The organism is Xanthomonas sp. NCPPB 1325 (assembly GCF_041477645.2).
GTDB lineage: Bacteria > Pseudomonadota > Gammaproteobacteria > Xanthomonadales > Xanthomonadaceae > Xanthomonas > Xanthomonas cannabis.
Genome location: NZ_CM192985.1, coordinates 4,523,311 through 4,535,268, shown reverse-complemented (window position 1 = coordinate 4,535,268; position 11,958 = coordinate 4,523,311). Strand labels below are relative to the sequence as shown.

Annotated in this window: 14 protein-coding genes; 11 read left to right on the top strand and 3 right to left on the bottom strand. The window is 66.8% G+C overall.

Annotated elements, in window-relative coordinates; all coding sequences use genetic code 11:
• Positions 1-58 precede the first annotated feature (58 nt).
• The 3 genes from ACCQ10_RS19295 to ACCQ10_RS19285 all read left to right on the top strand — a co-directional run bounded on the left by ACCQ10_RS19295 (position 59) and on the right by ACCQ10_RS19285 (position 1,749).
• Entirely contained in the window at positions 59-634 is a 576-nt protein-coding gene (locus tag ACCQ10_RS19295; RefSeq protein WP_104581218.1) for an ankyrin repeat domain-containing protein, read from the top strand.
• Between the two features lie 621 nt (positions 635-1,255).
• Positions 1,256-1,429, top strand: a complete 174-nt coding sequence (locus tag ACCQ10_RS19290) for a hypothetical protein (RefSeq protein ID WP_372361610.1) — start codon at positions 1,256-1,258, stop codon at positions 1,427-1,429.
• 95 nt (positions 1,430-1,524) lie between these two features.
• Positions 1,525-1,749: a hypothetical protein gene (locus ACCQ10_RS19285; protein WP_184441336.1), complete on the top strand. Its 225-nt coding sequence runs from the start codon at positions 1,525-1,527 to the stop codon at positions 1,747-1,749.
• Positions 1,750-1,804: 55 nt separating this feature from the next.
• On the opposite strand, the gene ACCQ10_RS19280 is transcribed toward ACCQ10_RS19285, so the two are convergent.
• Complete coding sequence (locus ACCQ10_RS19280; RefSeq protein WP_372361609.1) at positions 1,805-2,110, bottom strand: NIPSNAP family protein; 306 nt, start codon at positions 2,108-2,110, stop codon at positions 1,805-1,807.
• Between the two features lie 125 nt (positions 2,111-2,235).
• Between ACCQ10_RS19280 and dusA the strand changes: the two genes are divergently transcribed.
• The 6 genes from dusA (at position 2,236) to ACCQ10_RS19250 (ending at position 9,003) form a co-directional block, all read left to right on the top strand.
• A complete protein-coding gene (gene dusA, locus ACCQ10_RS19275) occupies positions 2,236-3,240 on the top strand; it encodes a tRNA dihydrouridine(20/20a) synthase DusA (RefSeq protein WP_372361608.1) in 1,005 nt (334 codons plus the stop codon).
• Positions 3,241-3,569: 329 nt separating this feature from the next.
• The gene (locus tag ACCQ10_RS19270) at positions 3,570-3,872 is read left to right on the top strand and encodes a hypothetical protein (protein ID WP_047692868.1); all 303 of its coding nucleotides are present in this window, start codon (positions 3,570-3,572) and stop codon (positions 3,870-3,872) included.
• Between the two features lie 70 nt (positions 3,873-3,942).
• Entirely contained in the window at positions 3,943-4,626 is a 684-nt protein-coding gene (locus ACCQ10_RS19265; protein WP_002808458.1) for a response regulator transcription factor, read from the top strand.
• A gap of 74 nt (positions 4,627-4,700) precedes the next feature.
• A complete protein-coding gene (locus tag ACCQ10_RS19260) occupies positions 4,701-6,071 on the top strand; it encodes an ATP-binding protein (RefSeq protein WP_052076952.1) in 1,371 nt (456 codons plus the stop codon).
• A 122-nt stretch (positions 6,072-6,193) separates the two neighbouring features.
• The gene (locus ACCQ10_RS19255) at positions 6,194-7,777 is read left to right on the top strand and encodes a DUF1800 domain-containing protein (RefSeq protein WP_372361607.1); all 1,584 of its coding nucleotides are present in this window, start codon (positions 6,194-6,196) and stop codon (positions 7,775-7,777) included.
• A gap of 41 nt (positions 7,778-7,818) precedes the next feature.
• Positions 7,819-9,003 (top strand): DUF1501 domain-containing protein, encoded by a 1,185-nt coding sequence (locus ACCQ10_RS19250; RefSeq protein ID WP_372361606.1) that lies wholly within the window; start codon positions 7,819-7,821, stop codon positions 9,001-9,003.
• An 86-nt stretch (positions 9,004-9,089) separates the two neighbouring features.
• Here ACCQ10_RS19250 and ACCQ10_RS19245 read toward each other — a convergent pair whose 3' ends face one another.
• A complete protein-coding gene (locus tag ACCQ10_RS19245; protein WP_372361605.1) occupies positions 9,090-9,845 on the bottom strand; it encodes a M90 family metallopeptidase in 756 nt (251 codons plus the stop codon).
• 8 nt (positions 9,846-9,853) lie between these two features.
• The gene (locus ACCQ10_RS19240; RefSeq protein ID WP_039414699.1) at positions 9,854-10,168 is read right to left on the bottom strand and encodes a hypothetical protein; all 315 of its coding nucleotides are present in this window, start codon (positions 10,166-10,168) and stop codon (positions 9,854-9,856) included.
• 90 nt (positions 10,169-10,258) lie between these two features.
• Here ACCQ10_RS19240 and birA point away from each other — a divergent pair, with 90 nt between their 5' ends.
• Together birA and ACCQ10_RS19230 are read left to right on the top strand one after the other, a co-directional pair.
• Entirely contained in the window at positions 10,259-11,224 is a 966-nt protein-coding gene (birA, locus tag ACCQ10_RS19235; RefSeq protein WP_506191977.1) for a bifunctional biotin--[acetyl-CoA-carboxylase] ligase/biotin operon repressor BirA, read from the top strand.
• Positions 11,221-11,949: a type III pantothenate kinase gene (locus tag ACCQ10_RS19230; protein WP_372361603.1), complete on the top strand. Its 729-nt coding sequence runs from the start codon at positions 11,221-11,223 to the stop codon at positions 11,947-11,949. The genes birA and ACCQ10_RS19230 overlap by 4 nt, the downstream gene beginning before the upstream one ends.
• The last annotated feature ends 9 nt before the right edge of the window (positions 11,950-11,958 follow it).

Below are 11,958 nucleotides of genomic sequence, written 5' to 3'. Positions count from 1 at the left end.
CCACCCCGACGGCATCGCGGCCACGCCGCGGTGCCGTCCCCGTTTTCAGGAGAGCGATATGCGCACTCTGATGTTGGTTCTGCTGAGCGCGGTGTGCGCGCCGGCCCTCGCTGCCTCGCCGTCGGCGCCTGCCGCCGCGTCCACCTCGGCGGCCGCCAACCCCGAACAGGTCAAGCTGCAGCTGCGCGAGTACTTCTTCGATGCCGCGCGCGAAGGCCGGCAGGACATGCTGGCCGAGTTCATCCGCTCGCATTACGACCTCAACACCCGCGACGAAAAGGGCTATACCGCCCTGATCCTTGCTGCCTACCACGGCCAACGCCCGGCAGTGGAACAGTTGCTCAGCGCCGGTGCCGACCCCTGCGCGCAGGACAAGCGTGGCAACACCGCGCTGATGGGCGCCATCTTCAAGGGTGAACTGGGCATCGCCAAGCGCCTGATGCAGGCCGATTGTGCGCCGGACCAACGCAACAACGCCGGCCAGACGGCGGCGATGTACGCAGCATTATTCCAGCGCACCGACGTGCTCAAGGACCTGGCTGCCAAGGGCGCGGACCTCAGCCTCAAGGATGGCCAGGGCAATGATGTGACCAAGCTGCAACGCGGCGAGTTCGCCACGGCACCGGCGCGCTGAGCGCAGCGATCGCGCGTTCCACCACGCGCTGCGTGCCTCGTCAGTGGCTCGCTCGCCGGGGCGTCGGCCACACGTCGCGCATCGATCTACTAGCGCTGCACTCAGGCTGGGCGCAGCAGGTGCCTGCAACCTTGAGCAGGGTTCTGCTGCGCAGCGATGCACGGCGCCACTTCGCATCCGCGAACGGGTGGCCACGCTCCGACCTGAAGCGACCGGCAGGTCCTTGGACCGCGCGGTCAGTGGCCAGGCGCGCCGCGGACCGCCGTAAGCCGTCTTGCTCCCGGCAGGGCCTACCGGCGCAATGACCGCATCACGGACGCCCCGCATGACACGATCGCCATGCCCCGATCCGGGGGCACGAGAGGACGCAGGCAACTGCTGCGGCCGCCGCACGCACGGCAACGTGGCCCGTATTGAAGAGACGTTTGCGGGAAATAAGAAACGGCGAGGTGGAGCCGTGCATCGCATCCAACGGATTCCCCCGGGCCCCGCACAGCACAGCCCGCAGCGTCCCAGCGCCCGACAGGCACGTGGGCACCAGCGGCGCTGGCAGGGCATCGGCAGACCGCACGCTCCGCTCTACCAGGATGGCCGTCCCATGCCGCGTCGTGCGAACGGTCGGTGCGCATCGCGATTGTGCAGCGCAGCATCGCGATTTTGTCCCCGTCGGTTTTCCGCCACACCTGCGTTGGAACTCTGGCGAATGTGGTGGTTGAACCGGCGCGGCGTCAGGAGATTTCCGACGCGCAAAGCCTTGTGCGCCAAGGCTTTGACATAAAACTGAGCGCACGCTGACCCGCTTGGCATTCGCTTGGAAAAAGCGCAGAAAACAGTTCAAGAACGGGCCGGGAACGCCGATGCTTCAGCCATCGCAGCTTGGAACCCCCGCCATGAAGATCGATCCCTCCCTCCCTTTCCTGATGTCGCTGTTGGCCATGGTGCTGTGCACAGCCACCGCCGTCGTCGCCCTGGTGTTTGGCCAGATCCACGTTCTGGCGACCTCGTGGAGCTTCTACGCGGTGATGGGCACGGCCCTGATCACGCTGGCGGTCTCGTACCACGCCCTCGGCAAGCCGCTGAGCGCCGAAGAGCGTGTGGGTTTCCGCAACCCGTAATTCCATCTGTGTCCTGTGTAGTGCGCGCCGCGCCTATGCCAGCACTGGACGAAACCTATGCCAGCACTGGACGAAAGAAGCTGCGTTCGTAACTGATGATGCAACGCGTTCGCTCGGCATAGGCGAACGCCGACAGACACGCTGCATCCTGCAGCGATGCCTCGCGATAACGCTCGTACTCGGCAAGCGAGGGAAACGAAAACAGCGCCAGCGCGATGTTGTTCGCCCCTTCCGAGGGAAGAAAGTAGCCGTGATGCTGGCCGCCAAGGCGCGTCACCAGCGGAATCCACAGCCGCGCGTAATGCTCGAATTCGGCCAGTTGATAGGGGTCGATCACGTAGCGCAGCGAACAGGTGATCATGGAGCGGGTCCGGCAGGCGGGGAGCGTCAGCATGCCATGCCGCACTGCCGCAGATTCATCGGCGCCCGTGTAAGCTGCTGATCCTGCTCCGTATTGCAATGGCTGCTCGCTGCGGCCAACCGTCGATGACCGCTTCCGCCGATCGCTACGCCGCCTCCCTGCGCCTGTCCGTCGCCCCAATGATGGACTGGACCGACCGCCATTGCCGGGTGTTCCACCGCCTGCTCGCGCCGTCCGCACGCCTGTATACCGAGATGGTGCACGCCAATGCGGTGATCCACGGCGATCGCACGCGATTGATCGGTTTCGACCCGGTGGAGCACCCGCTGGCCCTGCAGCTGGGCGGCAGCGAGCCGGCCCTGCTGGCGCAGGCGGCGGCCATCGCCCAGGACTGGGGCTATGACGAAATCAACCTCAATTGCGGCTGCCCGTCCGATCGCGTGCAGGCCGGGCGCTTTGGCGCCTGCCTGATGCGCGAGCCGGCGCTGGTGGCAGAGTGCGTGGCGGCGATGTGCGCCGCCACCGACCTGCCGATCACCGTCAAATGCCGTTTGGGCGTGGACGACGATGACGACTACGCGGTGTTTGCCAGCTTTGTCGACCAGGTGGTCGCCGCCGGCGCCGCGATGGTGGTGGTGCATGCCCGCAACGCCTGGCTCAAGGGCCTGTCGCCAAAGGAAAACCGCGAAGTGCCGCCGCTGCGGTATGACTGGGCCTACCGGCTCAAGCAGCAGCGCCCCGACCTGCCGGTCATGATCAATGGCGGTATCGCCGCCGTCGACACGGCGCTGGCCCATCTGCAGTACACCGACGGCGTGATGCTCGGCCGCGCCGCCTACCATGACCCGTATGTGCTGCATCAGCTCGATGCCGCGTTGAACCAGCGCCCCGAGCAGTCGCGCGAGTCGTTGCTGCGAGCGCTGGAGCCCTATGTGGTCACTCAGCTGCAGCAGGGTCTGGCCTTGAAGCACATCACCCGTCACGTGCTGGGCCTGTTCCATGGTCAGCCGGGCGGGCGCGCGTTTCGGCAGGTATTGAGCGAGGGCGCACACCGCCCTGGCGCCGGCTGGGAGCTGGTGGAGCAGGCCCTGCAGCGGACCGACACCCGACCCTGGCGCGTAGTGGCCTGAACTGGCCCGGCGCTTGCATGTGCTGAATGGGCAGGTGGTATTCCGAAGTGGTAGCGGCGAAGGCAGTCGCGCCGCAGGCCTCTTCTTGGAGCCGATGCGAAATCCAGACTATTCATTTGACTGAACGGTGTTAACACCAAGCTAAAAAGTTCAGATCGGATTCACCCCCAAAAATCAAGAATTTGGCTCAATTCCCGGGCCCGGCCGCAGTGTGATGCATTGCCGGTTTCACGAATTTTGAATGTTTCTGAACAACTCGCTAGGATCCCGTTGTGACCCAAACCCTCAGCCGCGCCCGTTTTGTTGTCTTGGTTGCCCTCTGGGCCGCCATGGCGGCGCCGTCTGCCTGGGGCCAGGGATATCCGATGGCGCAGAGCAGTCGCGAGGCGATGCCGCCGTCAGCGCGCGGCAACAGCCGCAGCTTGTCCGACACCATCCGCTCCGTGCAGCGCTCCACCGGTGGGACGATCCTGGGCGCCGAGCGGGTGCCGTTCGATGGCGGCAACCTCAATCGGGTCAAGTACATGAAGGATGGCCGCGTCCATACGGTGTACGAGCCGGAACAAGCGCACGCTGCGCCGCCCCGCACCTCCGTCGCACCCGACGCCCCACCACGCGACGATAACCACTGAACCCCCATAGTTCTGCGTTCAGTCTCATAAATCCCCGGCCCCGGGCCGATAACGTTACTAGGGAGAGTGCATGCGTATTCTTTTGGTCGAAGACGAAGCTCCGCTGCGCGAGACCCTTGCCGCGCGTCTGAAGCGTGAAGGCTTTGCTGTCGACGCTGCACAAGACGGCGAAGAAGGTCTGTACATGGGCCGGGAAGTGCCATTCGATGTCGGCATCATCGACCTGGGCCTGCCCAAGATGTCGGGCATGGAGCTGATCAAGGCGCTGCGCGACGAGGGCAAGAAGTTTCCGGTGCTGATTCTGACCGCGCGTTCGAGCTGGCAGGACAAGGTCGAAGGTCTCAAGCAGGGTGCCGACGATTACCTGGTCAAGCCGTTCCACGTCGAAGAATTGCTGGCACGCGTCAACGCGTTGCTGCGGCGCGCGGCGGGCTGGAGCAAGCCGACCCTGGAATGCGGCCCGGTAGCACTGGATCTGGCTGCGCAAACGGTGAGCGTCAATGGCGCCAACGTCGATCTGACCAGCTATGAGTACAAGGTGCTCGAGTACCTGATGATGCATGCCGGTGAACTGGTCTCCAAGGCCGACCTCACCGAGCACATCTATCAGCAGGACTTCGACCGCGACTCCAACGTGCTGGAAGTGTTCATCGGCCGCCTGCGCAAGAAGCTTGATCCCGATGGCGAGCTCAAGCCGATCGAGACCGTGCGCGGACGCGGTTACCGCTTCGCCATTCCGCGTACCGAAGGCTGAGTTCGCACGGCGGCAAGCAGGACGATCGGGTGCCGGTGCGCTCCAAATGGTACAAACGCTGGCGCCCGCGCTCCCTGCAGGCGCGTCAGCTGCTGGCCGCCAGCCTCAGTCTGGTGGCCTTCCTGGCGCTGGCCGGGTATGCGCTGGATGTGGCGTTCGCCGACACGGCCGAACGCAACCTGCGCGAGCGGCTGAAGAACTACGCGTCCGCATACGCGGCCAATATCGATTTTGTTCGCGATGGCTCGCTGTACATCGGCGGGCAGCCGCCTGACCCACGGTTCGACGTTCCCGGTGGCGGGCTGTATGTCGAGGTCGTGCGCCCGGACGAGAGCTGGACGTCGATGTCGGCGGAAGGCCCGAATATTCCGCATGGGCGCATGCTCGAGCCGCGGCAGGAAGAGTTCATCGGCCCGCTGGAAATGACCCAGATCGACGGCAGCCTGGGCCAGTTGTATCGCTACGGGCTGGGCGTGAGTTACGTCGAGCGCGAACACGGCGGCGAGATCCCGTACACCATCTACGTGATGGAAGACGCCCGTTCGATGGGCGCGCAGCTGCGCGTGTTCCGTGGTGCGGTGTGGTTCTACCTCGGTAGCGCCGGCGTGGTGCTACTGGTGTTGCAGGCCTTCATCCTGCAGTGGAGCCTGCGCCCGCTGCGGCGGGTCATCAACGAACTGACCAAGGTGCAGCGCGGCGAAATCCAGCGCATGAGCGAGCAGCACCCGCGCGAGCTGGAGCCGCTGACCGACAGCATCAATGCCTTCATCGAGAGCGAGCGCGACAACCTGGAGCGTCAGCGCAACACGCTGGCCGACCTGGCGCACAGCCTCAAGACACCGATCGCGGTGCTGCGCACGCAACTGGACAGCGGTGCCTCCGAGCGCGATCTGCATGCGGAAATGGACGTGCAATTGCGGCGCATGAACGACCTGGTGTCGTACCAGCTCGCGCGTGCGGCCTCCAGTGGCCACAAACTGTTCGCCGCGCCCCTGCCGATCGAGCCCAGCGCCGAAGAAATCGTGCGCGGGCTGGAGAAGGTGTACTCGGTCAAGGGCGTGCTGTGCGAATTCGACATTTCACCGGAGGCGCGCTTCCACGGTGAGCCCGGCGATCTGCAGGAACTCCTCGGCAACCTGCTGGAAAACGGCTTCAAATGGGCACGTAGCCGCGTGTTGCTCACGGCCCAGCCTGGTCCCACCACCGGTAGCCGGCGTGCCGGCCTGATCCTGTCGGTGGAAGACGATGGCCCCGGCATCGCGCCCGAGGATGTGGCCAAGATCCTGCAGCGCGGCGTGCGGGGCGACGAGCGCGTGCAGGGCCATGGCATCGGCATGTCGATCGTGCAGGATCTGATCAAGGCCTACCGCGGCGAACTGCAGGTGGTGCGCTCGCAGGAACTGGGCGGTGCCCGCTTCGATGTCACTCTGCCGGCGGGGCTGTGAGCGGCCGTCTGGCCCGATGAACCCATGGGCAATCGCCCGCGCGGCTCCGACAACCGTTTAACGCCTCGAACGTTGGCTTGCCCATACTGGTCCGGTTGCAGGCAGTTGCGATGGAGAGCCGCATGGTCGAGCGCGTTGCACAGCGTCCTTGCGTGAAAACACGTGCCAACCGGCAGCTGCGCAGATGGCGGCTGCCGCTATTGGCTGCCAGCTGCGCAGTTGCGCTGCTCGGCCATGCCGCCGAGGCGGCGTTGACGCCGACCCAGCTGCGTTGGCTGCAACGCGCCAGTTACGGTGCGAACGCCGATGGCGCGGCGCAGTTGCAGCGGCTTGGCCCCAGGCGCTATGGCGCCCTGTTGTTGCAGCCCAGCGACGATGCGGCGCTGCCGGCACCGGTGCGTGCCCAACTGCAGCGCTTCGATGCGCTGCACACGCCGCTGGTGACCTTGCTGACCCAGTACGAGGCCGACAAGATCCGCTTGCAGACCATGCCCGACGGCGATGCAAAGGCAGCCTTGCGCAAGGACTGGCAGGCGCGCGGCGGACAGATGCTGACCCAGGCGCGGCAGGCCCAGTTGCTGCGTGCGGTGTATGCGCCGGACCAGCTGCGCGAGCAGCTGGTGTGGTTCTGGCTCAATCACTTCAGCGTGTATGCCGACAAGGGCCGGGTGAAGTGGATGGCCGCCGACTACATGGAACACGCGATCCGCCCCAACGCCACCGGCAAGTTCGCCACGCTGGTCATGGCCACGCTGCAGAGCCCGGCGATGCTGGAGTATCTGGACAACGCCAAGAACGCCAGGGGCAAGGTCAACGAGAACTACGCACGCGAGCTGATGGAGCTGCACACGCTGGGCGTGCATGGCGGCTACACCCAGCAGGATGTGCAGCAGCTGGCCCTGATCCTCACCGGCGCCGGCCTGGTGCCGATCAAGGCCGATGGAGCGCCGCCGGTTCCGATCGCCGTGCCCGGCCAGCCACTGGTGGTGCGCAAGGGCCTGTTCGAGTTCAATCCGGCGCGTCACCAGCCCGGCGACAAGGTCCTGCTGGGGCAGCGCATCGCCGCTGGCGGGCTGGATGAAATCGAACAGGCCGTGCAGTTGCTGGTACGTCAGCCGGCATGCGCGCGCTTCGTGTCGCAGCGCATGGCCGAGTACTTCGTCAGCGATACGCCGCCACCGGCGCTGGTGGCGCGCATGGCCAGCACGTTCGAGCGCAGCGACGGCGACATCGCCAAGGTCGTGCAGACCATGCTGAGCTCGGCCGAATTTGCACAGGCGCAACCGCGCAAGTTCAAGGACCCCAACCGGTTTGTGGTGTCGGCCATGCGGCTGGCCTACGACGACCAGCCGGTGATCAACGCCGCGCCCATGGTCAGTTGGGTGCAACAACTCGGCCAGCCCCTGTTCGGGCGCATCACGCCGGACGGATGGTCGCTGCAGTCGCAGGCCTGGACCAGCTCCGGGCAGCTGGCACGCCGGTTCGAGGTGGCGCGTTCGCTGGGCAGCGGGCCAAAGCAGGTGTTCCGGCTCGATGGCGACAGCGACACGCCGGTCCCGCCGCTGACGCAGATCGATACGCGCACAGCGTATCGCTGGATCGCGCCCTCGCTCTCCGGCGCGACGCGTCAGGCGCTGGAACAGGCCCGTTCGCCGGCGGAATGGAACGGGTTCCTGCTGTCCTCGCCGGACTTCAACTACCGCTGATTCTGTAGTTTGCGATGCGGTGATCGCCGCAGGAGTGCACCATGCAACGACGTCAATTTCTGCTTGCCTCGGCAGCTGCCGCGAGTCTGCCGTGGACCGGACGGCTGTTCGCTGCCCCGCGCGAGGGCGCGCGCATGCTGGTGGTATTTTTGCGTGGCGGCTACGACAGCAATAACCTGCTGGTGCCGCACGCCAGCGATTTCTACTATCAGTCGCGCCCCACGCTGGCGATCGCGCGGCCGGACCCGTCCAACCCCGACAGCGCCATCGCGCTGGATGCGCAGTGGGGGCTCAACCCGGTGATGCGCGATGCCTTGCTGCCGCTGTGGCAACGCAATCAGCTGGCATTCGTGCCGTTTGCCGGCACCGATGACACTTCGCGCAGTCATTTCGAAACCCAGGACGATATCGAATCCGGGCAGGCTGGCGCGCACCGCGATTACCGCTCGGGGTTCATGGCGCGGCTGTCGGGTGTGCTCAGTGGCGTACCGGCCATTGCCTTCACCGATTCGCTGCCGCTGACCTTTCAGGGCGGCGCGGATCTGCCCAACGTCTCGCTCAAGGGCATCGGCAAGGGCGGGCTGGATGCACGGCAGGCGCAGATCCTGGCGCAGATGTACGACGCCACGCCACTGGCGGCCGCCGCGCGCGAGGGTCTTGCCTTGCGTCAGCAGGTCACCGCGCAGCTGCGCGAAGAGATGGAACAGGCCGGCCGCGGCGCTGCCAGTGCGCGGACCTTTGCCGATGAAACCCGGCGCATGGCCACCCTGATGCGCGAGCGGTACCGCCTGGGATTCGTCGATGTCGGTGGTTGGGACACGCATGCCAACCAGGGCAGCGTCGCAGGCGGGCTGGCCAACAACCTGCGCAACCTCGGCGAGGGGCTGGCCGCCTATGCCGACGCGCTGGGTCCAGCCTGGAACGACACCGTGGTGGTGGTGATTTCCGAATTCGGGCGTACCTTCCGCGAAAACGGCAGCAAGGGCACCGATCACGGGCATGGCACCACGTACTGGGTCTTGGGTGGCGGCGTGCGCGGCGGCCGCATTGCAGGCGAGCAGGTGGCTGTAGAGCAGGCGCACCTGCTGCAGAACCGCGACTACCCGGTGCTGACCAACTACCGCAGCCTGTTCGGCGGCGTGCTGCAGCGTCTGTGGGGCTTGTCGCCAGCGCAACTGGAGCGTGTGTTTCCCGGGGCGACACCGCGTGACCTGGGCCTGGTGTGAGCGGGCAAAACACCCTGTGGTGCGCGTGACATCACGGGCATCGATGTGGAACGACGCGCGCCATCACCCGGCAGGTCGCGCCGCACTCATCGCTGTGCAGCCGACGCAAACGGCGATGGGCCGTAGACCCTGGTCAAATGTGCGGCGACCGCCGGCATTGCGCGCTCCAGGACATGCGGAGCCGAGAAGTGGTATTCGCTGACCACGGCAAAGAACTCTTCCGGTGCTTCTGCAGCGTACGGGTCGATCTCGGTGTAATGACCTGCATCCACCCGTTGGCAGAACGCATCGTAGGCCTGCTGAAAATCCTGCGCCCAGCGGCGTTGCACCGCGCGTGGCAGGGGTGGCGTGCCGTCGAGTGCTCCATCCAGGGCATCGAGCTTGTGCGCCATCTCATGCACGATCACGTTGAAGCCGGCGTTCGGCTCGTCCAGATCCGCCTGCACGTCGGCCCAGCTGACGATCAACGGACCCTGTTCCCAGGCTTCGCCAATCAGGGTGTCGTCCCAGGCATGCATGACGCCGGCGGCATCGACGTGGGTGCGCTGCACCCGAAATGCGTCCGGGTACACGATCAGTTGCGACCAGCCGCGCCAGCCAGCCGCGCCAATTTCCAGCAGCGGCAGGCAGCAGGTGGCCGCCAGCAACACGTGGTCCTGCGGCTGCAGCTGCAGTCCATCGACCGGCGAGATGGTTTTTTGGTGCAGGAAGTGCGCAGTCAGCGCACGCAGGCGGTGCTGGCGGTCCGTATCGAGCGCAGCGATCCAGGCACATCCGGTGCAGACCGGTTGCCACAACGCATCGTCGATCTGAAGCGGCGGCCGGCGCAGCCAGCGCGTCAACCACTGGATCAGCGGAACATGCCCGGCAGGAAGCTGTGCCAGCGCGGCATCATGCGCATGCGTGGAAACAGGCCGTCGCCATCGTTGCCACCGCCGCCGGTTGCCGGTGCGGGCTTGTGCTGCGGCGCGCGTGCGGGTGTGGCCGGCTCGCCGTTGGGCGTCCTGCCGCGCGCGGCCGAATTGGTGCTGACGCAGCTCTCATGATCGCCGTCGACCAACTGGTCCGATGCCAGTGCGGCAAGCGGAGCCAACAACAGAAGCAGGCAAACCGTGAGTCGGCGCATCGTCCACATCCAGGGCAAGCGGCGTGAGTCGCCGATCATAACGCGGTTTTCACTGCCTCACGCAAGCCGCGCTGGGCGGCCGGGAAGGCTTGGCGCATACTTTCACGGATCGATTTGGGAACCGTTGCCGTGGACGACCGCGCATTGCTGGCCAAACTTGCAAGCGGCCGGCTCTCCGGCGATGCGCTGGCGCGCGATGCGGGGCTGACCCGCGCTGCGGTGTGGAAGCGCATCCAGAACCTGCGCGCCGCCGGTATCGCCATCGAGGGGCGGGCCGGTGACGGCTACCGTCTGGCCACGCCGCTGGACCTGCTGGATGCCGCGCGCATTCGCGCCGCCATGCCCGCCGACGCCACTGCCGGCCTGGCCGGGTTGGAGGTCGCCTGGACCCTGGAGTCCACCAACACCACGCTGCTGGCGCGTCCGGCCCCGGAGCAGGGCGTGGAGGTGTTGCTGGCCGAGCGCCAGACCGGCGGGCGCGGGCGCCGTGGCCGGCAATGGGCCTCGCCGCTGGCTGCGCATATCTATCTGTCGGCGTCGCGCCGGTTCAGCGGCGGATTGGGCCAGCTGGCCGGGCTCAGCTTGGCGGTGGGCGTGGCGGTGGCCGAAGCCTTGCGCGGCTGCGGGTTTGCCGACGTCGGCCTGAAATGGCCCAACGACCTGCTGGCACGCGAGCGCAAGCTGGGCGGCCTGCTGATCGAAGGCGGCGGCGAGATGGCCGGCAACGCACGTGCGGTGATCGGCCTGGGCTTGAACGTGCACATGCCACCGGCCGCCGCGGCCACGATCGACCAACCGTGGGTGGATCTGCAGACGCTGGCCGGCCGCGCGGTGTCGCGCGACGCCGTGGTGGTGGCGGTGTTGTCGGGTCTGCTGCCGGCACTGGACCTGTTCGAGGCGCAGGGGCTGGCGCCGTTTCTGAGCCGCTACGCGGCGCTGGATGTGTTGCGCGGCCGCACCGTGCAGGTGGAAGAATCCGGCACGCTGCATCACGGTGTCGCGCTGGGTCTGGCCGCCGACGGGGCGTTGCGCGTGCAACTGGGCGAGGCCGAACGCCTGTTCCATTCCGGAGAAGTCAGCGTGAGACCTGCATGAGCGCGTGGTTGTTCGACCTGGGGAATTCGCGGTTCAAGTACGCGCCGCTGCAGGGGCACCGTGCCGGCGACGTGCAGGCCTGGGCGCACGGTGCCGAAGCGATGGACGCCGCCGCATTGTCGGCGCTGCCGTCCGGGCGCGTCGCGTACGTGGCGAGCGTGGCGGCCCCGGCACTGACGCAGCGGATGCTCGGCTGCCTGCAGGAGCGTTTCGCGCAGGTCTGCGTCGTGCGCACCAGCGCCGAGTGCGCCGGCGTCCGCATCGCTTATGCCGATCCCGGCCGGTTCGGGGTAGATCGCTTTTTGGCCCTGCTGGGCGCGCGCGGCGATGCGCCGGTGCTGGTGGCCGGGGTCGGCACCGCGCTGACCATCGACGTGCTCGGCGCCGACGGGCAGCATCACGGCGGCCGGATTGCGGCCTCGCCCACCACCATGCGGCAGGCCCTGCATGCGCGTGCGGTGCAGTTGCCGGCCAGCGGCGGCGAGTATGTCGAGCTGGCCAACGACACCGACGATGCCCTGACCTCTGGCTGCGATGGCGCTGCGGTGGCGCTGATCGAGCGCAGCTTGCAGCACGCGCAGCGCAGCCTGGGCACGCCGGTGCGGCTGCTGCTGCACGGCGGCGGCGCGCCGCCGTTGCTGCCGTTGTTGCCCGATGCCAGCTTCCGTGCCGCCCTGGTGCTGGACGGGCTGGCAACCTGGGCGGCTGCGTCGGCCAGCCCGTAGAATCGGGGC